Annotated in this window: 28 protein-coding genes; 1 reads left to right on the top strand and 27 read right to left on the bottom strand. The window is 39.4% G+C overall.

All coding sequences use genetic code 11. The annotated features are described in order from the left end of the window. Nucleotides 1-12: 12 nt before the first annotated feature. The 13 genes from PL11_RS06740 to PL11_RS06680 form a co-directional block, all read right to left on the bottom strand. Nucleotides 13-864 carry an ABC transporter permease gene (locus PL11_RS06740; RefSeq protein WP_035168231.1) on the bottom strand — a complete coding sequence of 284 codons (852 nt, stop codon included), beginning with the start codon at nucleotides 862-864 and terminating at the stop codon, nucleotides 13-15. Beyond that, entirely contained in the window at nucleotides 857-2,056 is a 1,200-nt protein-coding gene (locus PL11_RS06735; RefSeq protein ID WP_035168229.1) for a quaternary amine ABC transporter ATP-binding protein, read from the bottom strand. Before PL11_RS06735 ends, PL11_RS06740 begins: the two co-directional genes overlap by 8 nt. A gap of 254 nt (nucleotides 2,057-2,310) precedes the next feature. Next, a complete protein-coding gene (gene rlmD, locus PL11_RS06730) occupies nucleotides 2,311-3,678 on the bottom strand; it encodes a 23S rRNA (uracil(1939)-C(5))-methyltransferase RlmD (protein WP_035168227.1) in 1,368 nt (455 codons plus the stop codon). Between the two features lie 73 nt (nucleotides 3,679-3,751). Beyond that, nucleotides 3,752-4,765: a diacylglycerol kinase gene (locus PL11_RS06725; protein WP_035168225.1), complete on the bottom strand. Its 1,014-nt coding sequence runs from the start codon at nucleotides 4,763-4,765 to the stop codon at nucleotides 3,752-3,754. A 16-nt stretch (nucleotides 4,766-4,781) separates the two neighbouring features. After that, entirely contained in the window at nucleotides 4,782-6,203 is a 1,422-nt protein-coding gene (gatB, locus tag PL11_RS06720) for an Asp-tRNA(Asn)/Glu-tRNA(Gln) amidotransferase subunit GatB (RefSeq protein ID WP_035168222.1), read from the bottom strand. Beyond that, the gene (gatA, locus tag PL11_RS06715) at nucleotides 6,203-7,666 is read right to left on the bottom strand and encodes an Asp-tRNA(Asn)/Glu-tRNA(Gln) amidotransferase subunit GatA (RefSeq protein WP_035168219.1); all 1,464 of its coding nucleotides are present in this window, start codon (nucleotides 7,664-7,666) and stop codon (nucleotides 6,203-6,205) included. Before gatA ends, gatB begins: the two co-directional genes overlap by 1 nt. Further along, a complete protein-coding gene (gene gatC / locus PL11_RS06710; RefSeq protein WP_035168217.1) occupies nucleotides 7,666-7,977 on the bottom strand; it encodes an Asp-tRNA(Asn)/Glu-tRNA(Gln) amidotransferase subunit GatC in 312 nt (103 codons plus the stop codon). The genes gatA and gatC overlap by 1 nt, the downstream gene beginning before the upstream one ends. Nucleotides 7,978-8,020: 43 nt before the next feature. Further along, the gene (locus tag PL11_RS06705) at nucleotides 8,021-9,127 is read right to left on the bottom strand and encodes a CamS family sex pheromone protein (RefSeq protein WP_035168400.1); all 1,107 of its coding nucleotides are present in this window, start codon (nucleotides 9,125-9,127) and stop codon (nucleotides 8,021-8,023) included. Nucleotides 9,128-9,156: 29 nt separating this feature from the next. Further along, the gene (gene ligA / locus PL11_RS06700) at nucleotides 9,157-11,187 is read right to left on the bottom strand and encodes an NAD-dependent DNA ligase LigA (RefSeq protein ID WP_035168216.1); all 2,031 of its coding nucleotides are present in this window, start codon (nucleotides 11,185-11,187) and stop codon (nucleotides 9,157-9,159) included. Between the two features lie 14 nt (nucleotides 11,188-11,201). Then, complete coding sequence (gene pcrA, locus PL11_RS06695; protein WP_418287654.1) at nucleotides 11,202-13,445, bottom strand: DNA helicase PcrA; 2,244 nt, start codon at nucleotides 13,443-13,445, stop codon at nucleotides 11,202-11,204. Nucleotides 13,446-13,534: 89 nt separating this feature from the next. Further along, nucleotides 13,535-14,698: an ATP-grasp domain-containing protein gene (locus PL11_RS06690; protein WP_237047479.1), complete on the bottom strand. Its 1,164-nt coding sequence runs from the start codon at nucleotides 14,696-14,698 to the stop codon at nucleotides 13,535-13,537. Nucleotides 14,699-14,726: 28 nt separating this feature from the next. Further along, nucleotides 14,727-15,302 (bottom strand): xanthine phosphoribosyltransferase, encoded by a 576-nt coding sequence (locus PL11_RS06685; RefSeq protein ID WP_035168214.1) that lies wholly within the window; start codon nucleotides 15,300-15,302, stop codon nucleotides 14,727-14,729. A gap of 15 nt (nucleotides 15,303-15,317) precedes the next feature. After that, nucleotides 15,318-15,893, bottom strand: a complete 576-nt coding sequence (locus PL11_RS06680) for a glycoside hydrolase family 73 protein (RefSeq protein WP_052127843.1) — start codon at nucleotides 15,891-15,893, stop codon at nucleotides 15,318-15,320. Between the two features lie 209 nt (nucleotides 15,894-16,102). Between PL11_RS06680 and PL11_RS06675 the strand changes: the two genes are divergently transcribed. After that, nucleotides 16,103-16,363, top strand: coding sequence for a hypothetical protein (locus PL11_RS06675; RefSeq protein ID WP_035168211.1), 261 nt, complete (start codon nucleotides 16,103-16,105; stop codon nucleotides 16,361-16,363). Nucleotides 16,364-16,381: 18 nt separating this feature from the next. On the opposite strand, the gene PL11_RS06670 is transcribed toward PL11_RS06675, so the two are convergent. The 14 genes from PL11_RS06670 to PL11_RS06605 form a co-directional block, all read right to left on the bottom strand. Next, nucleotides 16,382-16,990, bottom strand: coding sequence for an ECF transporter S component (locus PL11_RS06670; RefSeq protein WP_035168209.1), 609 nt, complete (start codon nucleotides 16,988-16,990; stop codon nucleotides 16,382-16,384). 165 nt (nucleotides 16,991-17,155) lie between these two features. Next, nucleotides 17,156-17,548 (bottom strand): 30S ribosomal protein S9, encoded by a 393-nt coding sequence (gene rpsI, locus PL11_RS06665; protein ID WP_035168207.1) that lies wholly within the window; start codon nucleotides 17,546-17,548, stop codon nucleotides 17,156-17,158. 13 nt (nucleotides 17,549-17,561) lie between these two features. Further along, nucleotides 17,562-18,005, bottom strand: coding sequence for a 50S ribosomal protein L13 (gene rplM, locus PL11_RS06660; protein WP_078256939.1), 444 nt, complete (start codon nucleotides 18,003-18,005; stop codon nucleotides 17,562-17,564). A 131-nt stretch (nucleotides 18,006-18,136) separates the two neighbouring features. Further along, nucleotides 18,137-18,928: a tRNA pseudouridine(38-40) synthase TruA gene (truA, locus tag PL11_RS06655; protein WP_035168392.1), complete on the bottom strand. Its 792-nt coding sequence runs from the start codon at nucleotides 18,926-18,928 to the stop codon at nucleotides 18,137-18,139. Nucleotides 18,929-18,941: 13 nt separating this feature from the next. Continuing rightward, complete coding sequence (locus tag PL11_RS06650; RefSeq protein ID WP_035168205.1) at nucleotides 18,942-19,736, bottom strand: energy-coupling factor transporter transmembrane component T family protein; 795 nt, start codon at nucleotides 19,734-19,736, stop codon at nucleotides 18,942-18,944. After that, complete coding sequence (locus PL11_RS06645) at nucleotides 19,729-20,601, bottom strand: energy-coupling factor transporter ATPase (RefSeq protein WP_035168203.1); 873 nt, start codon at nucleotides 20,599-20,601, stop codon at nucleotides 19,729-19,731. Before PL11_RS06645 ends, PL11_RS06650 begins: the two co-directional genes overlap by 8 nt. Then, the gene (locus PL11_RS06640; RefSeq protein WP_035168201.1) at nucleotides 20,571-21,404 is read right to left on the bottom strand and encodes an energy-coupling factor transporter ATPase; all 834 of its coding nucleotides are present in this window, start codon (nucleotides 21,402-21,404) and stop codon (nucleotides 20,571-20,573) included. The genes PL11_RS06645 and PL11_RS06640 overlap by 31 nt, the downstream gene beginning before the upstream one ends. A 168-nt stretch (nucleotides 21,405-21,572) precedes the next feature. Beyond that, nucleotides 21,573-21,956 carry a 50S ribosomal protein L17 gene (rplQ, locus tag PL11_RS06635; protein WP_035168200.1) on the bottom strand — a complete coding sequence of 128 codons (384 nt, stop codon included), beginning with the start codon at nucleotides 21,954-21,956 and terminating at the stop codon, nucleotides 21,573-21,575. A gap of 21 nt (nucleotides 21,957-21,977) precedes the next feature. Further along, nucleotides 21,978-22,928 (bottom strand): DNA-directed RNA polymerase subunit alpha, encoded by a 951-nt coding sequence (locus tag PL11_RS06630; RefSeq protein ID WP_035168199.1) that lies wholly within the window; start codon nucleotides 22,926-22,928, stop codon nucleotides 21,978-21,980. Between the two features lie 98 nt (nucleotides 22,929-23,026). Next, nucleotides 23,027-23,416 (bottom strand): 30S ribosomal protein S11, encoded by a 390-nt coding sequence (gene rpsK, locus PL11_RS06625; protein ID WP_035168197.1) that lies wholly within the window; start codon nucleotides 23,414-23,416, stop codon nucleotides 23,027-23,029. A gap of 25 nt (nucleotides 23,417-23,441) precedes the next feature. Then, nucleotides 23,442-23,807: a 30S ribosomal protein S13 gene (gene rpsM, locus PL11_RS06620; RefSeq protein ID WP_035168195.1), complete on the bottom strand. Its 366-nt coding sequence runs from the start codon at nucleotides 23,805-23,807 to the stop codon at nucleotides 23,442-23,444. 20 nt (nucleotides 23,808-23,827) lie between these two features. Further along, nucleotides 23,828-23,947 (bottom strand): 50S ribosomal protein L36, encoded by a 120-nt coding sequence (gene rpmJ, locus PL11_RS06615; RefSeq protein ID WP_008855781.1) that lies wholly within the window; start codon nucleotides 23,945-23,947, stop codon nucleotides 23,828-23,830. Nucleotides 23,948-23,978: 31 nt separating this feature from the next. Continuing rightward, the gene (gene infA / locus PL11_RS06610) at nucleotides 23,979-24,197 is read right to left on the bottom strand and encodes a translation initiation factor IF-1 (protein ID WP_035168191.1); all 219 of its coding nucleotides are present in this window, start codon (nucleotides 24,195-24,197) and stop codon (nucleotides 23,979-23,981) included. 121 nt (nucleotides 24,198-24,318) lie between these two features. Next, on the bottom strand, nucleotides 24,319-24,975 hold the full coding sequence (locus PL11_RS06605; RefSeq protein WP_035168189.1) for an adenylate kinase: 657 nt from the start codon (nucleotides 24,973-24,975) through the stop codon (nucleotides 24,319-24,321). Nucleotides 24,976-24,982 lie beyond the last annotated feature (7 nt).

The following is a 24,982-nucleotide window of genomic DNA, read 5'->3' as shown; positions in this document are numbered from 1 at the left end:
AGTAACCACCTCCTAAGACTTGTCTGCTGGTTTTTTATTGATTGCTTGAGTTACCCGATCCAAGATGATGGCTAAGATAACAATTGCAAGTCCGGCAGCAAAACCACTACCGGCATCGTTTCTACCTACGGCAAAGTAAACTTTGTTTCCAAGACCCATCGCACCAATCATGGATGCAATAACAACCATTGAAAGTGAAAGCATCATACTTTGGTTAACCCCTGCCATCAAGGTTGACTTAGCAAGTGGTAATTGTACCTTGATCAATTTTTGCCATGAAGTTGATCCGTAAGAGTCAGCCGCTTCAATCAAATCAGTTGGTACTTGTCGAATCCCAAGGTTAGTCATTCTAACTGTGGGTGGCATAGCAAAAATAACTGAGGCAATAACCCCGGGCACCATTCCGATTCCAAAGAATGCAACAGCAGGAATCAAGTAAACAAAGGCTGGCATAGTCTGCATGAAGTCCAAGATTGGCTTAGCAATCATTTGAACTACGTTTGATTTTGCCATCCAAATTCCAATTGGAATTCCAATTACTAAAGCAATCAAACTAGAAGTTAAAACCAAGGTCAAAGTTTGGGTCATATCGCGCCAGTACCCTTGGTTCCAAACATAGATTAGACCAATAATTTCGAAAATAATTAGTGACCAGTGCTTACGGTTTCTCAATAAGTAATAGGTAAAACCAACAATCAGGATAATGAACAGCCAAGCAGGAATTAAATCAAAAATCCATTGGAATCCATCAACGATTCCACCAATAAAGTTGGTGATTGCGTTGAAGAATCCTTCGAATCCAGATAACCAATCAACTAAACTGTCAATCCACTTTGCAACTGGTAATTGAGGAATGTTATTCACCTTCTACCACCTCGTTTCCTGAAATTGCACCAAGAACCGCACCTCTAATAATGATTCCAAGTAAATGCTTTTGTTCATCCACAACGGCATATGGGAATGGTGATTTAGAAATCTGATCCATAATTGTTGTGATTGGTGTATCTGGTGAAGTTGTCGGGATGTCGCGTTCAACGATTGAGTCCAACTTCCGTTCACCACTTTCGATTAACTCTAAGGCATGCTTAGCATCAACGATTCCAACAAATTCACGTTTACTGTTAACAACGTAAACGGAAGAAATTTCGTTTTCACGCATCCGGCGAATTGCAATCCGTGGACCGTCTTTATCAATGTTAACGGTATTTGGTCGAATCATAACATTAGATGCAGTCAGTACCTTAGTTCTATCAACATCCTCGATGAACCGTTCAACGTACTCGTTAGCTGGTTTAGTCAGGATCTCTTCTGGGGTACCAGTTTGAACAACTTCCCCATCCTTCATAATCATGATTCGATCGCCGATTCTAAGGGCTTCATTTAAATCATGAGAAATGAAGACAATTGTCTTATGAAGATTTTCTTGTAAATCCAGTAATTCGTTCTGCATGTCCTTACGGTTAAGTGGGTCCAATGCAGAGAAAGCTTCATCCATTAATAGGATTTCTGAGTCGTTAGCTAAAGCTCTAGCTAAACCAACCCGTTGTTGCATACCACCTGAAAGTTGGGTTGGAAGTTGGTCATCATAACCATGAAGACCAACTAACTCCAAAGCATCATGAGCCTTTTTAAGCCGTTCTGCCTTGTCGACACCCTTAACTTCTAGACCGTACGCAGTATTTTCAACGATTGTTCTGTTAGGGAACAGAGCAAAGTTTTGGAATACCATGCTCATCTTCTGACGCCGAACGTCCAAGAGTTCCTTTTTACTAAGACCAGTTAAATCCTGTCCATCAATTAGAATGTTGCCAGATGTAGGTTCAATAAGTCGGTTAATCATCCGAATCATTGTTGACTTTCCTGAACCAGAAAGCCCCATGATAACGAAGATTTCACCCTCATTAACCTCAAAGCTAGCATTTTCGACACCCACTGTGGCTCCCGTTTGTTCCAGGATCTCAGCCTTTGACTTACCAGCGTCGATTAACTCTTTGGCGCGTCCAATTCGACGGCCAAATATTTTGGTAAGATTTTGCACTTGAAGTTTAATTGTCATGTGCTCCTCCTTACATTTATTTGAGTAAACAATTTATTTGGGGGGATTTTTATAATCCTCAAAAATAAATTAACAGATACAACATTAACAAAATCAGAGAACTAATTCAAATGTTTATCTTAATTTTGAGCATCGCTTAATTATGATAATCATGCGCCACACCCCTATGTTTTAAGGATAACATTAATTGAATTATCAATAAAAAAAGTCCACTTTTTTTCACATTTAGTGAAGAAAAATGAACAATTTTATAACTATTTTTTCTCTAAAACAGAGATTGATTCAATGTGAACCGTCTGTGGAAATTGGTCAACTGGTTGAATTGGTTGGTTCAATTCGTAGCCAAAATCACCAAACAATTTTACATCTCGTGCCAAAGTTGCTGGGTTACATGAAACGTATACCACGCGCTTGGGATTCATTTCAGCAACACTTTCAATTAGGGATTCAGCTAACCCCTTACGTGGAGGATCAACAATGACAACATCTGGTTTTAAACCATCTGCTTGCCACTTCGCCATTTGGTCTTCAGCTTTATTGACCACAAATTCAACGTTTTTAATTCCGTTGATCATTGCGTTAGTCTTTGCATCGGTGACAGCATCTTCAACGATTTCAACCCCATAAACCTTGTTAACCGCCTTGGCAACTGACAATGAAATTGTCCCAATACCACTATACGCATCAATTACGACATCATCTTTAGTTAATTCTGCCTTTTCAATCGCAAGTTTGTATAACTTTTCAGTTTGAACGGGGTTTACTTGATAGAATGAGTTAGCCGAAATTTCAAAATCCAATCCCATTAATTGGTCATGGATGCGGTCTGAGCCACTAAGAACAATGTTCTTCTTACCTAACACGACGTTAGTCTTTTCAGAGTTAACGTTTTGAATCAAGCTGGTTAGCCCAGGAATTTGTTCGTTAATTTCCCTAGTAATCTCCTCGGTACTTGGTAGCTTTTTAGTTCTAGTAACTAAAACAATCATCATTTGGTCAGTATACTTACCAACCCGTACCATAATGTTTCTGATTACTCCCGTATGGTTACGTTCATCATATGGATTTACCTGGAATTTACGAAGAATATCCCTAACAATCAAAACGGCCTTATCGATTCTTTCATCCTGAATCTTAAAATCTTCAAGCGGAATCATTTCGTGGGAATGCTTCTTATAAAATCCGGTAGATAGCTTACCATTAAGCATTCTTACTGGAATTTGAGCCTTATTCCGGTAATGAAATGGATCATCCATACCGATAGTCTCATTAACTTCAGCAGGCACCTTTAACTTATCAAAATCAACTTGAATTTGGTGTTGTTTAAATCTAAGTTGAGCTGGGTATTTTAGATGTTGAAGTGGTGTAATCCCGGTTTGAGTGTATGCCTTTGCAATACCATGAACTCTATCAGGGCTTTCAGTGATAATTTCATCTGTTCTACCAAAAGCAAAATTCTTTTTAACCTTTGTTATTAGTGTAATAATTTTTTCACCAACCAAGGCATTTTCAATAAAGATTGGAAAATCGTCTATCTTGGCAAATCCAAGCCCTTCATAGGTTAAATCTTCAATTATAACTTCGTACTTTTCGTTCTTGGCAACTGGGGCCGTAAATTTCATGTATCCACCTTTTCCTTCAAACAAACAAAAATTGCGAAGCGACAAATCGCAACGCAATTTTATATTTTATCTCTTAGTTATTATCGTCAGTATCGTTATCTGGAAGTTTATCAACGTTTTCAATGAAGTTCTTCTCAACGTTAATTAACTCCTCACTCTCATCAGTGTACGCCTTATTTGGAATATCGTCCAGGTTTGCGAAGGTTTCAATGTGTTGTTTAAGGTTAACAAACTTCATCGGTGCATCCCCACCATACTCTCCATCAAGGTTTATCTGCATCCGATTCATAATTGGCTTAGCAACGACTTTCTTGGTCTTTTTATAAATAATCCGGGGATCATTTATATGTTTACCACCGTTGATCACCTTCGACGCTAAGTGCATGATTTCCACTAAATTACTAGTTTTAACGATAATCAGCGTAAATTTACCATCATCCAAGGCAGCATCGGGAACTATTTGCTCAAATCCACCAACTGAATTTGTCAAAGCAAGGAAAAACATTGACGCCTTTCCCTTAAATTCACCATCATCATACTTGATATCCATATCGATTGGTTTAATTCTAGGTAATAATTCGGCCCCTTTAACTAAATAAGCTAGGTAACCAAAAATTGTCTTCAAGTCCGATGGGACATCATATGTTAATTCAGTTAATAAACCGCCGGCTGCGATATTAATAAAGTAATTATCTCCCGCTTCACCAATATCCATCCGAATGGTTTGATTCTTCAACACTACCTTGGCTGCTTCAACAGGATCTTCACGGGGAATGTGTAACGCCCGAGCATAATCATTAGTTGTTCCAGCAGGAATAATTGCCATTTTAGGTCGCTTTTTTAGTGGTGCCAAACCGTTAACAACTTCATTAATGGTTCCATCACCACCTGCTGCAACGACTAAATCAAATCCATCTCTTCCCGCCCGGTTAGCCTCATTTTTTGCTGAATCGGGTTCTGGCGTTGTAGCAAAAGCGCTGGTCTCAAACCCAGCTTGTTCAAAAATATTTAAGATATCAACTAGCTTTTGCTTTAATAATTCCCTTCCAGATGTCGGGTTATAAATTACTCTGGCACGTTTACGCATACCCCTACCTGTCCTTCTATTTATTCATTGAGTCAATTAATAACTTGTTAACCACTGATGGGTTAGCTTTTCCTTGGGTCTTCTTCATAATTTGACCAACAAGGAATCCAATTGCACGGTCTTTACCATTGTGGAAGTCTTCCACTGATTGTGGGTTTGCTTCCAATACTTCATCAACGATTGGTTGTAATTGAGCAGGATCTGAAAGTTGAACCATGCCCTTTTCTTCAACGAATGCCTTTGGCTCTTTACCTTGGGTAACTGCCTTAAAGACCTTCTTAGCCATTTTTGATGAAATTGTCCCGTCAGTAATCAATTTAACCATTGTAGCTAAATGTTCTGCGGTGATATCTGTCTTCTGTAAATCAACGTGATTGTCATTCAAGAACGCATTAACGTCACCTTGAAGGTAGTTAGCTGATAGCTTAGCGTCAGCACCTTGAGCAATCATTTCATCGAAGAAATCAGACATCTCTTTAGTCTGAGTTAGAACCATTGCATCGTAATCAGTAATTCCAAGCTCATTAACATAACGAGCTCGGCGCTTCTTAGGTGCTTCAGGCAAATCTTTTTCAACAGAATCAATCCACTCTTGAGAAATATCCAAGGCTGGCAAGTCTGGTTCTGGGAAGTACCGGTAATCGTCAGAACCTTCCTTAACCCGCATCAATACTGTTTGACCTGTAGTCTCGTCAAAACGGCGAGTTTCTTGTTGAATGGTACCACCAGACATCAATACTCGTTGTTGGCGCTGTTCTTCATAAGCAAGGCCCTTACGAACATAGTTAAATGAGTTCAAGTTCTTTAACTCGGTCTTGACCCCATATTCTTTTTGACCTACGGGGCGAATCGAAATGTTTACATCGACACGCATTGAACCTTCTTCCATCTTAACGTCGGAAACACCAGTAAACTGAATTACTTGGCGAAGTTCTTCCAAATAAGCGTATGCCTCATCTGGTGATGCAATATCTGGTTTAGAAACGATTTCGACCAACGGTGTTCCTTGACGGTTTAAATCAACGTAAGAATACTCATTGCTATGGGTATTTTTACCAGCATCTTCTTCGATATGCAGCTCAGCAATTCCGATTTTCTTAGTCTTACCGTCAACTTCGATTTCTACATAACCATCATGACCCAGTGGTGTCTCTGATTCAGTAATTTGATAAGCCTTTGGATTATCAGGGTAGAAGTAGTTCTTTCTGTCAAAGTGAGGATGACGTTCAATATCAGCATGAAGTGCTAAAGCTGCTTTAATCCCAGATTCAACAACTCCTTTGTTAGTTGAAGGGAGAACACCAGGATAACCCCAGTCAATAACGTTGGTATTTGAGTTAGGATCATCACCAAATTCTACGGGAGAGGGACTAAAAATTTTAGAGTTTGTTTTTAACTCGACGTGGACTTCAAGTCCAATAGTTGTTTCAAAATTCATTAGTTATTTCCTCCCATCTTTGGTGTTTGCTTATGAAAGTCGGTTGCTTGTTCAAACGCATTACCTGCTTGGTAAATAGTTGTTTCATCGAATGGCTTACCAATCAGTTGTACACCAACTGGCAATCCGTTTGAGAACCCAGCAGGAATCGACATTCCTGGTAGACCAGCAAGGTTAACTGGTAATGTCAAAACGTCATTCATGTACATTGTCATTGGATCACTAATATCTTCGCCAATACCATATGCGGGTGTTGGTGCAGTTGGTGCCAAGATTAGGTCATAATCTTTGAAGACATTTGTAAAATCGTTGATCATCAAAGTTCTTACCTGAGCAGCCTTCTTGAAGTATGCATCATAGAAACCAGCTGAAAGTGAGAAAGTTCCAAGCATAATTCTTCGTTTAACTTCATCACCAAAACCTTGTGAGCGTGACTTAACGTATAGTTCTTCAAGATTTTTAGCATCTTCAGCACGGTATCCATAGCGAATCCCGTCAAACCGTTGTAGGTTAGATGAAGCTTCTGAAGAAGAGATAATGTAGTAGGCAGCGACCCCATACTCAGTATGTGGTAATGAAACTTCTTCAACTGTGGCGCCTAGTTTTCTGTAGGTTTCAGCAGCATCTAAAACTGTTTGCTTCACATCATCATCGAGTCCAGCAGCCATAAATTCTGACGGAATCCCAATCTTCATGCCCTTAACTCCAGCATTTAGGTTGGCAGAAAAGTCTGGAACATCTTTATTTGAACTAGTCATATCGTGATCATCGTGACCAGCAATTGCGTTTAATAACGTTGCGTTATCAGCAACATTTCTTGTGATTGGTCCAATTTGGTCTAGTGATGATCCGAAGGCAATCAGACCCCAACGTGAAACGCGACCATACGTTGGCTTCATTCCAACAACCCCGTTAAATGAAACTGGTTGTCTGATTGAACCACCAGTATCTGAACCTAGCGCAGCTAAAACTTCCCCTGCAGCAACTGCCGCAGCAGAACCACCTGATGAACCACCAGGAACCTTGTTAGTATCCCAAGGGTTATGGGTAATTTTAAATGCTGAGTTTTCAGTTGAACCACCCATTGCAAATTCATCCATGTTGGTTTTACCAACACTAATTGCATTTAAGTTAGCTAACTTTTCAACAACAGTTGCATTATAAATTGGCTTAAAGTTTTCTAGCATCTTTGATGCAGCAGTAGTTTTAAATCCCTTAGTTACAAGGTTATCCTTTAATGCAATTGGCATCCCAGAAAGCAAATTGTCAGCGTCAATTCCGGCTTCATCAATTGCTTTAGCACGTTGTAAGGCGCCTTCTTCATCAACGTTGATGAAAGCATTAATATCCTTATCAACTTCCGCAATGTTAGCCAATGTTTGTTTAGTGAGGTCTTCAGCAGTAATTTCTTTGTTAACCAGCTTTTCATGGATCTCGCTTAATGATTGGTTAAAGTAATTCATTATTCGTTGTCCCCACTTTCATCAATAATTGCAGGAACCTTGATATAACCGTTCTCCGCATCAGGAGCGTTATCCAATAGTTCTTGACGTTGGTTCCAATTATCAGCAACGTCTTCACGCATAGTGTTAAGTTGATCGCTAACGCTTGTTGTTGGTTCAACACCATCAGTATCAACCTTGCTTAAGGTTTCAAACATACCAATAATTTTATCCAATTGGTTTGTGAAGTATGGAAGCTGATCAGCCTCCAACTTTAACTTTGCAAGTTCTGCAACGTGGTTTACTTGGTCTTCAGAAATTCTCTCGCTCATTTCGACCCTTCCTTTCGTTAATCACAAATGACATTTTACCATATTAATAACTGTTGAAAATATGGGAAGTGAAGTTCTTTTCGCCGGCATTTCGACTTAAGAAACTTTGAATCCCGTCAGTCGATTGAACCGTTATATCGATTGGCGCATTACTTGGTAAATACTTTTGGGCAGCTTGTTGCAAGTATTGAGTAAAACTGATGATTTCAGTTTGACTGTAAAATTGGGTGGTAATGCTGACTTTCATTCCGTTCAATGTTCCATCTGAATATTGAGCTTGAGCGGTAACCCCACTCAAATTAGGGAAGAAGTTTTGAACTTGTGATTTAAAGTTATCGAAAGCATCTTCGTCGGTTTTACTTGGTGATTTCTTTCCGGATTGAATTGGGAATACATAGTTCTTTTGGTTAACTTTAGTCCACTTAGAAATCTTAGTGGCACCACCATCGTTAACTGCATAAGCAAAGAAGTTTCCACCAACCAAGCTGTCATCTGAAGCTTGCTTGTATAAAGCAATAACAATCGGAATGTTCTTCAAGGCTTTTTGTGCTCTCAAGCGTTTTAGTACCTTGGCAGCAATTGCTTTTCCCTGCTTATTGACTTGGGCATCAGAAATATCTGCCTCTAGTGTTGGTCCATCAGTCTTTTTGGTGTAGTAATCAACTGAGTTGATAGCTAGACCAATAGTCATTCCCGATAGAGATAAATTTCGCCCATTTTCAGTCATGAAGTCCTGTTCACTAATCTGTGATAAGTAATTAGGTACGTATGGACTACCCTTTTTAGGATTCAAACCAGTTGGATTAGACTTTGATTTTCTTCCCAACCAGTTTTCTACCTTAGCAGTTGAAAGATACTGTCCTTCTTGGAAGACATATTTCTTAGTAGAAAATTCTTCCTTAGAGATATTCAACAAACCATTTTCAAATCCCTTAATATTTAGTTGATTTGATACTTGGGAAACGCTAACCCCTCGAGACTTGCTTGTTTGATAATGACCATTCTTAATGACCCCTTGATAATACCCACTATCAGTTTGGCCAGTTAGTTCAGTTTTACTGGAGTTAGACGACTTACTTCCAGTGTTCAAATTATCAGCACTTCCACACGCTACCAACAATACACCCATTAACGCTATGGATAATGCCATCCATACTTTTTTCACCGATTCTTCCTCCGTTATTGATTCTCTTTATTCATTTCAGAAACAAATTGTTGTTCATCCCAAATGGTTATATCCAGTTTGACAGCCTTATCGTACTTACTTCCTGGATCAGCTCCCACAACCACTAAATCAGTGTTCTTGGAAACTGAACTAGTGACTGATGCACCATGTTTTTCCAACCAGTCTGTTGCATCCCCCCTGGTTGTGGCCTGAAGCTTTCCAGTTAAAACCACCTTTTTACCATTGAAAAAGGAATCAGAACCTTCGATTTCTTCAGTTGTTTCACCAAGGTAGGTCATGTTAACCCCGACAGATTTAAGTCGATCAATCAACTCAACTGACTCAGGCATTGAGAAGTATGTTACTACGCTATCAGCAATAATCATACCCATTGTATCAATTTCTGCAATGTCCGGCGCACTAGCTTTGATAATCTCATCAATATCTTTAAACTTTTGGGCAATTAACCGTGCAGCTTTGGCACCAACATGACGAATTCCTAAACCAAATAGCAATCGTTCCAAAGAATTTTCACGACTATTTTCGATTGCACTAATCAGGTTGGTTGCAGACTTTTCACCGAATTTATCAAGTGTTAACAAGTCCTGCACACTCAATGTGTATAACCCACTAACATCGTCAACCAATTGTTTTTGGAAAAGTTGAGCAATGATTTTAGGACCTAATCCATCTATATTCATCGCATTCCGTGAAGCAAAGTGAGTCAACCCCTCCGCCAATTGTGCTGGACACTTGGGGTTGATGCACCGTAAGGCAACCTCATCATCGAGATGAACCAGCTCTGAACCACAAGATGGACATTGGGTTGGAATTTCATAAGCAACGCTATCTGCTGGCCGTTTTTCTGGAATATATTTCGAGATTTCTGGAATAATATCGCCAGCTTTATGCAGCTCCACTGTATCGCCAATCCGAATCCCTTTCTCATTTAAATAGTCAGGGTTATGAAGTGAAGCCCTAGCAACAGTTGTTCCCGCCAAGGTCACTGGATCCATCACGGCAGTTGGGGTAACCACTCCGGTTCTGCCAACCGTCCACTCAATGTCCCGAACGACTGTCTGGGCCTCTTCTGGTGGAAATTTATATGCAATTGCCCAGCGAGGGACTTTAACCGTTGCGCCTAACTTCCTTTGAGTCGGTAGTGAATTAACTTTAATAACGATTCCATCAATTCCATATTCCAAACTATCCCGTTTTTCTTGGTACTCATCAATATACGCATCGATTTCTGCCATCGAATGTGCCACTTGCGAAGATGGATTAGTGTTAAAACCTAGCTCCTTTAATTCTTCAAGCAGCCCGCTTTGAGTATCAGTCAATAAGTCATCATAATCGGCAACGTTATACATAAACGTACTTAATTTTCGCTTGGCCGTTTCCTTAGAATCAAGCTGCCGTAAGCTACCAGCAGCTGCGTTACGAGGATTTGCGAATGGTGTTTGACCATCCCTTTGCCGTTGTTCATTCAAACTAACAAATGAAGACTTAGGCATATAACATTCACCACGAACTTCAATATTGATTGGTCTTGTTAGTTTGCGGGGAATTGATTTGATAGTCTTCAAATTCTCGGTGATATCTTCACCAATCTGGCCATTTCCTCTAGTAGATCCTTGGACTAGCTTGCCTTGTTCATATCGCAAAGAAATTGCTAGCCCATCAATTTTTAATTCGCAATTATATTCAAAGTTCACGTTATCTGACTTAGTCAGTCTGTCCACAAAGTCTGCTAGTTCCTGTTCTGAGAACACATCTCCTAAAGATAACATTGGGATATCATGTGGCACTTTACTGAACCCTGGTAGCGTATGATCTCCAACTTTTTGAGTAGGAGAATCTGGGGTAATAATGGCTGGATATTGCGTTTCCAAATAAACTAACTGTTGATAGACTGCATCATATTCAGAATCTTCAACGCTAGGGGCATCATACGTATAATACTCATCTGCCCACTTATTCAATTTTGTTCGTAGCTCTTCTGCTTGAACCCTCGCTGAGTTTTCATTCATATTTGCAGTTGCCATCTTACAAACCCCTTTTATTCTTGTTTTTGAATTGGCGCAAATGCAGCCAACAACAGTTTAATTCCTTGAGAATCAAAAGCAATGTCTAATTCCATATCTTCACCGGTACCAGAAACTTTGACCACTGTACCGATTCCCCATGCTTTATGTGATACCTTATCGCCCACATTCCATCTCTTCTTATCAGCTCCAGAGCCCTTTGGTTTTTCAACCGTTTGGCTTGGACGATGATATGGGGTTGAAAAAGCCCGCTCAGTCTTACGATCAAATGGCGTCTTAATTGGACCGCTGTCATTGCCAACATTTTCATACTGAATCAAATCAGGTGTAATTTCATCAATAAACCTTGATTGTGGATTATTTTGCCGGCGACCATAAAGAGTCCGTGAATAAGCGTTGGTAATGTAGAGTTTTTTCTTGGCACGGGTAATTCCAACATAAGCTAACCGACGCTCTTCTTGTAATTCCTCTTCATCAGCAGCAGCTCTACCAAGTGGGAATAATCCCTCTTCCATTCCCATGATAAACACAACGGGAAATTCTAGTCCCTTAGCAGCATGCAAAGTCATCAACGTAACCGCTGATGATTCTTCATCAACATCATCTTGATCTGAAACTAAGGCTAAATCGCTAAGGAAGTCGACTAAGTTATCAATTCCAGTAGCTTGTTGATTCTCGTCATCATATTTTTTGGTAACTGACATAAATTCTTCCAAGTTTTCCACTCTTGATTGAGCTTCCAACGTTTTAGAACTCTTCAAGGCATCTAGGTACCCACTTTTATCTAACAAAGCCTCAGTGATATCAGAAACTGACAAGTCTTTTGCGTCTTTAGCAATCTTATCCATCGTATCAGCAAACTGGTAGAGTGAATTCTTTGCCCTCGCAGAAATCTCATTTGCTAAGTCAACATTCAAAGAAGCCTCTAGCAAACTCCACGAGTGATCATTTGCAAATCTTCGTAGCTTATCAACACTGGTTGGGCCAATTCCCCGTTTAGGTTCATTCACAACTCGTTCAAATCCCATCGAGTCATTTGGATTAGCAATCAGTGTTAAATATGAAAGAACATCCCGAATTTCTTTACGATCATAGAACTTATGCCCACCAACCATGGTGTATGGGATGTTTGACTTGAGTAATGTTTCTTCCATTACACGTGATTGAGCATTTGTTCTGTAAAGAATCGCAATACTGCCATAGTTTTGGCCATCTTTATTAACTTCTTCTTGGATGTTAGAAACCACAAAACGGGCTTCATCATTTTCAGTCTGACCACGATAATACGAAATTCTGTCTCCCTGATTATTTTCAGTCCACAGATTCTTATCCTCACGATTATCATTATTGGCAATCACAGCGTTAGCTGCATCCAATATCGTCTTTGTAGAACGATAATTTTGCTCAAGCATAGTCACATGAGCATCTTTGTAATCATCCTTAAAGTTCAATATATTTTGCATGTTAGCTCCACGCCAACCATAAATACTCTGGTCAGCATCCCCAACCACACAAATATTGCGATACTTTTGTGAAAGTAACGTCACTAATTGGTACTGGGCTTCGTTAGTATCCTGATACTCATCAACGTGAATATATTTAAACTTATCTTGGTAGAACTCCAGAACATCCTTATGTTGGTCAAAGAGTTCAATCGTCATCATGATCAAATCGTCAAAATCAAGTGACTGGTTTTGCTTAAGCTCTGCTTGGTAACGGTCGTAGACATCTGCCACCATCTCTTCAAATGGTCCACGGGCATTTTTTCTAAAACCTTCAGGATCCAGCATGTCGTTCTTGGCGTTTGAAATTGCAGACAAAATTGACCGTGGGTCGAACTTCTTGGTATCAACGTTCATATCATTCAAAATTCGCTTTACCAACGTCCGCTGTTCACTAGGATCGGCAATCGTAAATGCTCGGTTGTACCCTAATAAATCAATATTTCTTCTTAAAATACGCACACAAAGAGCATGAAAAGTTGACACCCAAACATCATTACCACTCTCATCGAGTAATGCTGAAACCCGTTCGCGCATTTCTTTAGCTGCTTTGTTCGTAAATGTGATGGCCAGAATATTCCATGGCATCACGTTCCTACTCTCAATTATGTAGGCAATTCTATGAGTCAACACCCGAGTTTTACCACTACCTGCCCCAGCCATAATTAGCACTGGACCTTCTGTGTGTAAAACTGCATCGCGTTGCTCTGTATTTAGTCCCTTAATTAAATCTGAATCAGCCAAATTACTGTCCATCCTCTCGCACAATTATCCAATCAATTATACCAGAAAAGCCTCACTGCTGCTTTTCAAAAAGCAAGCAAAAAAGCCGGCACGACGCCGACTTAGTCCATTTTTTTATATTTTGCTTCAAAATCAATATTGTTCCAAATATTGGTTCCTTCAATTTGCATCAACGTTTTGGCAATCGACTCAGTTGGAATTAAAATGTGACCGATTGTTCCGTGACGGCCATCATTTAAGCCATAAAAGTTGAAGTGCCAATTATCTTTGATTACCCATTGAGTTTGAATTCTGCCGTAATCTTGTTCATTGATAGTTTGTAAAACAGTAGGAATTCCGACAATCGGTTTCATCAAAGGTAACCCAGCAATTGCCCGGAGATGTTGTTCAAATTGATCAACACTCAGTGCGTATTCAAAAACTGAGCCGGCAATTCCCATATTAGGAGCGATTTTGTTTACATAAATCGACCCGTTTTCAGAAACATAGAAAGAAACTTCAAACGTACCAACATAGTCCAAGTTATTGGCAATTTCATTAGCAATCCGAATCATTTCTTTTTCTAATCCTGACTCGATTTTTGCAGGCGTAAATGCTGTGATTAAGCGAGAACGTTGGTAAATATCCTCAATAACTGGGAAGATTACCCGATCAGAATTCTCACCCCGAGTCACAACTACCGAATAGTCAATATCGTGCTTTACATATGATTCCAGGATGTATGTCCCAACATCAAGCATCCCAGATGCCTTTACAATGTCACTCTGTTTTTCAATGTAAAGTTCTTGGCCACCTAATAGTCCCCTCTGAATGGGCTTTAAAATGGCAGGATAGCCGATTGAATTGATTGCCTGGTAAATATCCTCCAGTTCGATAATCGTTGCGTACGGAGCCATATTCATGTTTAGCGTCTCAAAAAAACTACGTTCAATTAACCGATCCTGGTTAATGTCGAGTAAATCAGTATTTTGAGGAACTCTGGTGTACTGAGAAAGATAGTCGACGATGTCTGAACCAATTTGGTCATCATTATAGATAACTGCGTCACATCTTTCAGCAAACATTTTTAATGAGGATTTATCAGTGTAGTCACCCATGTACTGAAAATCAGAAACTTGCATGATATCAGAACTTTCGTTGCTGCTGTATACAGCTACCTTGAATCCCATTTTTTTAGCGGTAGTTATTAATGAAAGATTACTAATACTTTCACCAATCACTCCGACTGTTTGCCCTGGATAAACAACATTTTCATTCGCCAACATTCTCACTACCTCTTCTGGTATTTATCGATTAATCTTTTACAAATTCGACTTTTTCATCATCGAGTGATGCAATTCGAGCCAATGATTCGAGTCTAACACCAGCCTCTTCAATCATCTCGCGGCCTTTTTGGAAGCTCTTTTCGATTACGATTCCAATTCCGGCAACGTCTACGTTAGCAACTTTAGCAATTTCCAACAAACCTGAAACGGCTTGGCCATTAGCCAAAAAGTCATCAATAATCAAAATTTTGTCATTAGAGTCTAAGAATCTCTTATCAACACTAATGTCATTACTTACTTGTTTAGTATAAGAATAAACGCTAGCAGTATACAAGTTATCAGTTAGGGTCAAACTCTTGTGCTTACGCGCAAAAATCATCGGTACACCTAAATGAAGAGCTGCCATCATGGCAGGGGCAATGCCTGATGATTCAACGGTAACAACCTTAGTAACTCCCTCATCTTTAAATAGACGAGCAAATTCTTTTCCAACCTCATCCATTAATTTGGTATCAACCTGGTGGTTAAGGAAGTTATCAACCTTTAACACGTTGCCTGGTAAAACTGTACCGTCTTTTGCAATTTTGTCCTCTAATAGCTTCATTTAATAATATCCTCTCTAGTCATCGTATCGATATAATTTGTACGTCTTGATTATTTGAATTAATTTCTGCGTATAAGCTGGGTCGGTTGCATAGCCATCTGTTTGCAATCCCTTGGCTGCCTGCACATAATTTGTAGCGTTGACTACGTCTGCATACTGATTTGGATTCCATTTTGTGCCCATCGCCAATAATCTAGCATGATCACTCAGTGACTCAGAGTAAGAAGAGTATACCTGGAAACGCGCTTTTACAGTAACATACTCACCATTTACGAATTCTTGAGTGTCCAAATAGACTGACTTCGATAATCCCCCCTGAGCCTTAACCCCAAATAAGTTATTGTACTTACTTGCAAGGTCACTTTCGCCCCACTGCGACTCCAATATTGCCTGCGCAATCGTAATACTTGGCAAAATATTATACTGTCCTTGCAACTTTTGGGCCTCTGGTGCAATTGTCCGGATGAACTTTTGGTGTTGCTCACTTAGGCTTTGACCAGTATTCTCAACCCGTTGGGGAGTAGATTCCGCCTGGTATAACACATGAAATCCAAGCACAACAAACAGTCCGAACGCAATAAATGCGAACATGACAATTCTATTTGATTGTTTTTTTCGGCTTTTGCGGCCTTTTTTATACGCTGACAATTAATTTCCAATCTTTCTACAATAAATTAATTCTAACGGTAATTTTGAGTAAAGACAATTAATAAATTACGATTTCGACAATTTTGTTTGACATCCCTGTTAATATCGGTTATTTTATCATTTGATACTTAAAAACCTTGGAGATGTTTTCATTGGCAAAAAATACCGAAGTTTCAGAACAACAGGCAAAATACAACGTAGGTGACGAAGTTGAATTCACCATCGAAAAGCAAAAGTTTACTGGTTTCATCGATAAAAGTTATACCAACTCTTTCTTGATCACTTTTGAATCAAAAGATCCTGAAATTATTGATAAGTACCACAATAAAGTAGTTATCAATAATCAGCACCTTAAGATGATCAAAGCGGCTCCAAAAGTTGAAACTGAAGACGATGAAGAAGAAGAAAAGTAAAAGGCCCTCGTGGCCTTTTTATTTTGGCTTTCTTACTAACTTAGAGCCAAAGGATTTTTGCAGTGGTGTAACAATTAACGGTGCAACAATTCCACTAAAGATTGCTTCTGGAATTCCGTTTGTCCCCACTACACCTAGTAAATAAGGCAATAAATCTTTTATATTTAAATGGTAAAGTTGTGGTGCCTGTGCCTTATAAAAAACGTATATCAACCCCAAGACTAACACAGTGTTAGTTAGGCTTCCAAGGATAGCCGCAATTGAAATGCTAGCAGAATTGCTTTTAATATGCTTTGTTATACTGCTATACACCACGCCAGCAACCACTGCAATCAAAATTCGTGGAAGCACTGAAACAACAGGGTTGACGAACACGATAGCCGCTAATGGGCTAGTAGGCCATGCAAATGCCCTAATAAAGGTAATTAGCCCCCATACCCCACCAACAATTGCACCATCAAGGGTTCCCATCAAGATAGTCGCAATTACTACCGTCACCGGAATGATCGTTATCTCAAGTGGACCAATCGGTATGTACCCAATAATTGGAATAGTTGTTTGTAAAATAATAATTGCGATAAACATCGCCAACACACTCATTCGTAGCGTTTTTGACTTTGTATTCATCAGACTTCCTCCCACAATTCAAGTAATTATATACTAACAGATAATGTAACAAAAAGTTTTCTAAAAATCTTCATTAAATGTTTAGCTTCTTGGATAAATCATAATATTTAACAATAAAAAAACACCTTCCACAATGGAAGGTGTTTTTGCGAAAATAAACGAATATTAACGCTTTGAGAATTGTGAAGCTTTACGAGCCTTTTTAAGACCTGGCTTCTTACGTTCTTTCATACGAGCGTCACGAGTCAATAGACCTGCACGCTTCAATGGTCCACGGAAGTCTGGGTCAACTTCTAGCAATGCACGGGCAATTCCGTGACGAGTTGCGCCAGCTTGTCCAGAGTAACCACCACCATTAACGTTAACTAAAACGTCGTAGTTACCAAGAGTTTCAGTAACATTGAATGGTTGAACAACAACTTCACGTAAATCAGCTGCTGGAATGTAGTCTTCGATTGGACGATCGTTCATTGTGATTTTACCAGTTCCTGGTACTAAACGTACACGAGCAACTGAATCTTTACGACGGCCAGTGCCGCGATATTGTACTTGAGCCAATGCTATTTCCTCCTTAAATTAGGTTACTAATGTCTAATACTTCAGGCTTTTGAGCTTGTTGAGTATGTTCAGCGCCTGTGTATACATGCAACTTCAAACCAATCTTGTGACCTAATGAGTTATGAGGAAGCATTCCCTTAACTGATGTTTCGATCAACTTTTCAGGATCTTTTTCACGAAAATCACCAGCGGTTCTTTGCTTCAAGCCACCGATAAAACGACTGTGACGGTAATAAATCTTGTTTTTAGCCTTCTTACCTGTCAAGGCCACTTTTTCTGCGTTAATTACGATTACATTGTCCCCAGTATCTACGTTAGGGGTGAAAGTTGGCTTGTTCTTACCTCTTAAAATAGAAGCAACAACTGCTGAAAGACGTCCCAAAGGAACATCTGTAGCGTCAACCACGTACCATTTACGTTCTACTTCACCAGGTTTTGCCATATATGTTGTACGCACGTTAATTTCCTCCATGTTTCTGTGTTTGTTCGACACCAAATAAGTTTCCGGGGCTTATCGTGGGGCAAACAATACCAGTTACAATAATACAAATAATTACTGCTAAAGTCAATTAATTTTGAAAACAATAATTAGAACTTCGGTAACTTGGTAGGATGCTCTGGGTCATCGCCCTCATAATAAACTTTTTTTAAATATAAACCAGACGCTGGCATGGTTAGCCGTGCTTGATCTCTATCCTTAACATCAAATAATCTTAATACATCATGTTCCGGTCTCGTCCCTGCCCCAATCTCCATTGCGACACCAACCATAATGCGAACCATATTATATAAGAACCCATTTCCATAAAACTCAATATTAATTTCGTTCTCAGCTTCATCATAAAAACACTTGGCGTCATAAATAGTTCGGACATTGCTCTTGGCGGTAGAACCTGATGCAACAAAACTTGAAAAATCATGCTGCCCAATTAAGTCCGTTAATGCAGTCCTAACTTTATCCACGTCAACCGGAAATTTCCAATGCCCCGTATAGTTACGTTTAAATGGATTTGAAAACTCTCCTAGGTCAGCCCTATACATATACCGTTTGCCAGAAACATCATATCTCGCATGGAAGGTGTCACTAACCTTCTCTACCTTTAAAACTTCCATATCTAAAGGCAACATACTGTTTAGACCACGGTAAATTGCTTCAGTTGGTAGATCAAAAGGAAAATCAAAATGAGCAACTTGTGCTAAGGCATGAACTCCAGAATCAGTTCTACCTGACCCAAATACTTCAATTGTTTTTTGGGGCTTTTTTGCCATTATATTTATTTTTGAAGTCAAAACGCCTTCAACAGTCCTTTGCTTAGGTTGACGTTGGAAACCATTAAAGTTGGTTCCGTCATATGCAAAGGTTATTTTGTAACGAATGATACTCACCTCGATGTTATTTTCTGATAAAGATAATGATGACAAAAATGATTATCATAAACAACCATGTGATCGTATCTTTACCCTGCCAATGATAAACTCGGTATTTAGATCGGTGTTCACTATCTGCAAATCCTCTAGCTTCCATCGCAGTGGAGAGATTTTCAGCATGGGTGATTGCACCACTAAAAAGTGGCACTAACAAGGGAACGGCCGATTTAACCCGTTTTACAATACTTCCGGAACCAAAGTCAACGCCACGAGAACGCTGAGCATTCATAATTGTTTCAAGTTCATCCATAAGCGTGGGGACAAACCGGAGTGCAATTGAAAGCATTAACGCTAAGGTTTCAACTGGAAAATGAACGTACTTTAACGGCTTCAAAATTGTTTGTACTCCATCCGCAATTGCAAGTGGTGTAGTAGTTAACGTCAATACTGTTGAAATCATGATAATCAAGAGGAAACGAATAAAGATATAGCCCCCGTTTATCAAACTTTCGTCAGTTATTGAAAACGGCCCCCAATTCCATATTGGAGTTCCTCCACTACTAAATAAAATTTGCAGGAGAACAGTAAAAATAATCAACCAAATCAGTGGTCTAATTCCTTTAATGAAGTAGCTAATTGAAACCCCAGACAAAAGAATAATCCCTAACATCACAACCACTAATACACCATAGGTCCACACATTATTCGCAAAAAATACCGTTAATACAAAGAAAAAGCATAACAGCAATTTAGACTGTGGACTCATCTTGTGGATCCAGGATTCACCTGGCAAATAACGCCCAAAGATAAAGTTACTCATCAGTTTGATCCTCCCTAAGCTTACCGGCAATCGCCTTAGCAAGTTCATCAACTGTTAGAGGCAACTCTTCATTGTGTCCAAACAGCCCTAGTTTAGATGCAAAGTCGGCCGCTTTAGGCAACGACAGCTGCTTGTCTGCCAGCCATTGAGGATTGTTAAAAATTTCTCTGACAGTCCCATCCTTAACAATCTTACCAGACTCCATAACAACCACTTGGTTTGCTGATTCAACAACGTCTTCCATTTGGTGGGTCACCAATATAATGGTCACGTTTTGCTCACGGTTAAGCGCTTGAACCAATTCCATAATTTCTTGGTGGCCCTGTGGATCTAAGCCAGCCGTCGGCTCATCTAAAATAAGGATCTCCGGTTTCATAGCCAATACACCGGCAATTGCAACCCGTCTCATCTGACCACCTGATAAATCAAATGGTGATTTTTCATAATATTGTTCGCCAATCTTAACCAGATTTAGTGCGGAGCTTGCAGCTTGTCTGGCCTCATCATCAGTTTTGCCATAGTTCAGTGGGCCAAACATTACATCCTTGATCACCGTTTCATCGAATAGTTGTTTTTCTGGAAATTGAAAGACCATTCCAACATTCTCACGAAGCTGTTTCAGGTTCTTATTACTCGTTTCATTCGTAATTTCAAAACCAGCAACTGTAATTGTCCCAGTGGTAGGCTTGATCAAAGCATTAATGTGTTGTACTAATGTCGATTTACCACTACCAGTGTGACCGATTATCGCTGTAAAGCTTCCCCGGTCAATGGTTAAAGAAATATCAGACAGAGCTAACTTAGCAAGTGGTGAATTGGGCTCATAAATATGGTCTACTTTTGTGAAAGTGACTTCTTGATCCATGAAATCAGCTCCTCATCATTCAAATATTTATCGGGAACAGAAATGCCAAGCTCTTTTAAGCTACTCAACAATTTAGTGGTAAAGGGGGTCTCCAACTCATATTTTTTTAAAAAATCTTCTCGATTTAATAACTCAATTGGAGTTTTATCAGCAACAACAGTCCCTTTATTAATAATCACAATCCTGTCTGCGATGGCAGCTTCCTCAATATCATGAGTAATTGAAATTACAGTCAGTTCTTCTTTTTCTTTAATCTCTTTGACAAGATCAATAATTTCTTGCCGCCCCTTCGGATCCAACATACTCGTTGATTCATCCAAAATTAATATTTTTGGTTTAATTGCTAATATACCAGCAATTGCTACCCGCTGCTTTTGACCACCAGAAAGACTAGCGGGAATCCGGTTACGATATTCCCACATGCCCACAGCTTCTAAACTTTCTTTGACCACAAGCTGCATCTGTTGACGAGGTTGTTCCCGATTTTCAAGCCCAAAAGCCACATCATCCTCAACGGTGGCCCCAACAAATTGGTCTTCAGGATTCTGAAAAACCATTCCAATTTGGTTTCTAACCAATTGCAAGTTGTCATCGTTAACCTCTAGACCCGCCACTCTAATTGTCCCTGACTCTGCTTCCAGCAAACCATCAACTAGTCTAGCTAAAGTGCTTTTGCCACTACCATTCTGACCAAGGATAGCAGTCCACTTACCAGCTTCAATACTCAAACTAAGATTATCGAATAGTTGATTTTGTTCCGGATATTTAAATGAAAGGTTGTTGATTTCAATAATATTTTCCATAATGTTTGCCCTGTAATGTAATTTTATGTACAAAAAAATCACTTACAAGTAATCGGTGCTTGGGCAATTGCCCACATTCAAACTAGACTAGGAATAATCCACCATCATGACGTTCTATACCGAAAACTTGAGTGATTCTCGTGAAAATATGTTTATGGTCTAATGATATTAGTCAATCAATTGAAGGATAACCATTTCTGCACCATCACCACGGCGTGGCATAGTCTTGTAGATTCTAGTGTATCCACCGTTACGGTCAGCGTACTTAGTTGCTAAATCACCAAATAGCTTTTGCAAAGCAGTAGTAACTGTAATGTCATCACCGTCTTCTTTAACATCCGCAACCACGTCACGAATATATGCAGCAGCTTGGCGACGAGCGTGTAAGTCACCGCGTTTACCAAGTGAAATCATTTTGTCTGTAGTTGAGCGAACTTCTTTTGCTCTGGCTTCAGTAGTAATGATTTGGCCATGAATGATCAATTCAGTAGTCAAGTTACGAAGCATTGAACGACGATGTTCACTGGTACGTTGTAATTTACGATTACTCATAAGTTAGATGTCCTCCTTTTTTTAGTCTTCTTTACGAAGTGATAAACCTAAAGCAGCGAGTTTTTCTTTAACTTCTTCTAATGATTTACGGCCCAAGTTACGAACTTTCATCATATCAGGTTCACTTTTTTCAGTTAACTCTTGAACAGTATTGATGCCTGCACGTTTGAGACAATTATATGAACGAACCGAAAGATCCAATTCTTCAATTGTCATTTCGAGCATCTTTTCTTTGTGTGTTTCTTCTTTTTCGACCATGATTTCAGTGTTCTTAGCTTCATCAGTAAGATCAACAAACATTTCAAGATGTTCAGTTAAAATCTTTGCAGCTAAACTAACTGCCTCACTAGGTGTGATTGAACCATCAGTCCAAACATCCAAAGTAAGCTTATCAAAGTCATCACGTTGACCAACCCGGGTACTCTCAACTTGATAGTTGACACGTTCAATTGGGGTATAAATAGAATCGACGGGAAGTACACCAATAGGCATTTCTGAACTGCGTTTCTTGTTTTCAACAGCAGAAACATACCCACGACCCTTGTTAGCAGTTAGTCGCATATGGAAGTTAGTACCTTCCGCAACTGTGGCAATGTGTAAATCGGGGTTAAGAACAGTAACGTCACTATCCCCAACAATATCACCAGCTGTAACGTCAGCAGGTCCAATTACATCAATCTCTAAATTCTCTTCTTCGTCTTCAGGTCCATCTAATTTTAATGAAATTTTCTTAACATTTAAGATGATCTGAGTGACATCTTCGACAACACCCTTAATCGTTGAAAACTCATGAAGGACATCATCAATTTGGATACTAGTAATTGCTGCACCTGGTAAAGATGAAAGCAGAGTTCTTCTAAGTGAATTACCTAGAGTGGTTCCGTATCCTCTTTCTAAAGGTTCAACAACAACTTCACCATAGTTGTCAGTTTCTTCTATCTTGTGAATGTTAGGCTTTTCAAATTCAATCATTCTTATCATTAACCCCTTTCAAAACGCGTGAGTCTTGTTCGTACAATTTGTAAATATGCGGGTACATATTCCACTTTATGAATTGAGTGCGCAAAATACTAAACTCGACGACGCTTTGGAGGACGAGATCCGTTGTGAGGCACTGGAGTAACATCTCTAATAGCTGTAACTTCCAAACCAGTTGCTTGAAGTGCACGAATTGCAGCTTCACGACCAGAACCTGGTCCCTTAACAGCAACTTCAACAGACTTCATGCCATGTTCCATAGATGCTTTAGCAGCAGCTTCTGCAGCCATTTGCGCAGCGAAAGGTGTTGATTTACGACTACCACGGAAACCTAATGCACCAGCAGATGACCATGAAATAGCATTTCCTTGTGAGTCTGTAATCATCACTAAAGTGTTGTTGAATGTTGAGTGAATGTGAGCTACACCAGTCTCAATATTCTTTTTAACACGACGCTTACGACTTGTCTTCTTGTTTACCATAAAAGCATACGACCTCCCTTGTTAATTATTTTTTCTTACCTGCAATAGCAGTTTTCTTACCCTTACGAGTACGGGCATTGTTCTTTGTGTGTTGTCCACGAACGGGCAAACCACGACGGTGACGCATACCACGGTATGAGCCGATTTCTTGAAGACGCTTGATGTTCATGCTTACTTCACGACGTAAGTCACCTTCAATTTTCAAATCGCCAACAACGGCACGAATCTTATCTTCTTGGTCTGGAGTTAGATCACGTACACGTACGTCTTCTGAAACTCCGGCCTTAGTTAAGATTTGTTGTGCAGTTGTGTCGCCGATACCAAAAATGTATGTTAGACCAATGACAATACGCTTGTCACGTGGCAAATCAATTCCGGCAATACGAGCCATTTAACAGCACCTCCTATTTATTACTTACCTTGACGTTGCTTATGCTTAGGGTTTGCAGAGCAAATAATCATTACTCGACCCTTACGCTTAATAACTTTACAATGTTCACACATTGGTTTTACAGATGGTCTTACCTTCATTATTAACCCTCCTCAAAAGAAATGAAGTGTATTACTTAAATCTATAAGTAATTCTACCCTTACTCAAATCGTAAGGCGACATTTCAACAGTAACTTTATCACCTGGAAGGATTCGAATGTAATGCATTCTGATCTTTCCAGAAACGTGTGCTAAAATTTCATGTCCGTTTTCGAGTTCTACTCGGAACATGGCATTTGGCAATGTTTCGATGACTTTTCCTTCAATTTCAATGACATTATCTTTTGCCAATTAAAAACACCTCCAACCATTAAGTCAGATTGACAGTTCAAATACGATATAATAGCCAAACGATAGTCTACCACATTAATCCGAATTCTTCAATCTAACACATTTTCTTACAGAACGAGAATTATAAAGAACCAAGAATTTTGTCTAAGTCTTTCCAAACTTCATTGATATCTTTGTTACCATCAACATTAAATAGTAAATCTCTTTCTTTGTAGTAAGAAATTAATGGTGTATTCATTTTAATGTTTACATCGAGGCGATTCTTAACTGCCTCCGGTTTGTCATCCTCACGTTGATAAAACTCGTGGTGGCCACATACATCACAAGTGTTTTCCACTTTAGGCATGTGGTAAATCTTGTGATATGTTGCACCACAATTCTTACAGATAAACCGACCAGTCAACCGATCAGTAAGTATCTTAGGATCAACATCGATGTTAATAACTGCATCTAGTGGTTTATTAAGTTCTTCAGACATGCCGGACAAAGCGTCAGCCTGTTCTAAAGTTCTTGGATAACCATCTAGAAGGAAACCAGTCTTAGTATCATCCTTTGAAAGACGGTCTTTAACGATTCCATTAGTTACTTCATCGGGAACCAAATTCCCTTTGTCAGTATATTCCTTAGCCTTCAGTCCCATTGGAGTTTCATTTGAGATAGCTTCTCTAAACATATCTCCAGTAGAAATATGAGGGATTGGATACTTATCAACGATAAACTGAGCTTGTGTACCTTTTCCTGCTCCAGGCAGGCCCATTAAAATTAAATTTAATGACATTAGATTT

The organism is Lentilactobacillus curieae (assembly GCF_000785105.2).
Classification (GTDB): domain Bacteria; phylum Bacillota; class Bacilli; order Lactobacillales; family Lactobacillaceae; genus Lentilactobacillus; species Lentilactobacillus curieae.
The sequence above is the reverse complement of the archived record's forward strand: the minus strand, read 5'-3'. Positions and strand labels throughout refer to the sequence as shown.

Coding starts and splice junctions, on each gene's coding strand:
- ligA (WP_035168216.1), bottom strand. CDS start 11,187: ATGGCAACTGCAAATATGAATGAAAACTCAGCGAGGGTTCAAGCAGAA.
- PL11_RS06605 (WP_035168189.1), bottom strand. CDS start 24,975: ATGTCATTAAATTTAATTTTAATGGGCCTGCCTGGAGCAGGAAAAGGT.
- PL11_RS06670 (WP_035168209.1), bottom strand. CDS start 16,990: ATGAATACAAAGTCAAAAACGCTACGAATGAGTGTGTTGGCGATGTTT.
- PL11_RS06645 (WP_035168203.1), bottom strand. CDS start 20,601: ATGGATCAAGAAGTCACTTTCACAAAAGTAGACCATATTTATGAGCCC.
- rpsM (WP_035168195.1), bottom strand. CDS start 23,807: ATGGCTCGTATTGCCGGAATTGATTTGCCACGTGACAAGCGTATTGTC.
- gatA (WP_035168219.1), bottom strand. CDS start 7,666: ATGAATTACTTTAACCAATCATTAAGCGAGATCCATGAAAAGCTGGTT.
- gatB (WP_035168222.1), bottom strand. CDS start 6,203: ATGAATTTTGAAACAACTATTGGACTTGAAGTCCACGTCGAGTTAAAA.
- PL11_RS06725 (WP_035168225.1), bottom strand. CDS start 4,765: ATGCGTAAACGTGCCAGAGTAATTTATAACCCGACATCTGGAAGGGAA.
- PL11_RS06640 (WP_035168201.1), bottom strand. CDS start 21,404: ATGGAAAATATTATTGAAATCAACAACCTTTCATTTAAATATCCGGAA.
- PL11_RS06650 (WP_035168205.1), bottom strand. CDS start 19,736: ATGAGTAACTTTATCTTTGGGCGTTATTTGCCAGGTGAATCCTGGATC.
- rplQ (WP_035168200.1), bottom strand. CDS start 21,956: ATGAGTAATCGTAAATTACAACGTACCAGTGAACATCGTCGTTCAATG.
- gatC (WP_035168217.1), bottom strand. CDS start 7,977: ATGAGCGAGAGAATTTCTGAAGACCAAGTAAACCACGTTGCAGAACTT.
- PL11_RS06630 (WP_035168199.1), bottom strand. CDS start 22,928: ATGATTGAATTTGAAAAGCCTAACATTCACAAGATAGAAGAAACTGAC.
- PL11_RS06690 (WP_237047479.1), bottom strand. CDS start 14,698: ATGTTGGCGAATGAAAATGTTGTTTATCCAGGGCAAACAGTCGGAGTG.
- PL11_RS06705 (WP_035168400.1), bottom strand. CDS start 9,127: ATGGCATTATCCATAGCGTTAATGGGTGTATTGTTGGTAGCGTGTGGA.
- PL11_RS06685 (WP_035168214.1), bottom strand. CDS start 15,302: ATGAAGCTATTAGAGGACAAAATTGCAAAAGACGGTACAGTTTTACCA.
- pcrA (WP_418287654.1), bottom strand. CDS start 13,445: ATGGACAGTAATTTGGCTGATTCAGATTTAATTAAGGGACTAAATACA.
- PL11_RS06735 (WP_035168229.1), bottom strand. CDS start 2,056: ATGACAATTAAACTTCAAGTGCAAAATCTTACCAAAATATTTGGCCGT.
- rpmJ (WP_008855781.1), bottom strand. CDS start 23,947: ATGAAGGTAAGACCATCTGTAAAACCAATGTGTGAACATTGTAAAGTT.
- rlmD (WP_035168227.1), bottom strand. CDS start 3,678: ATGAAATTTACGGCCCCAGTTGCCAAGAACGAAAAGTACGAAGTTATA.
- rpsK (WP_035168197.1), bottom strand. CDS start 23,416: ATGGTAAACAAGAAGACAAGTCGTAAGCGTCGTGTTAAAAAGAATATT.
- PL11_RS06680 (WP_052127843.1), bottom strand. CDS start 15,893: ATGTTCGCATTTATTGCGTTCGGACTGTTTGTTGTGCTTGGATTTCAT.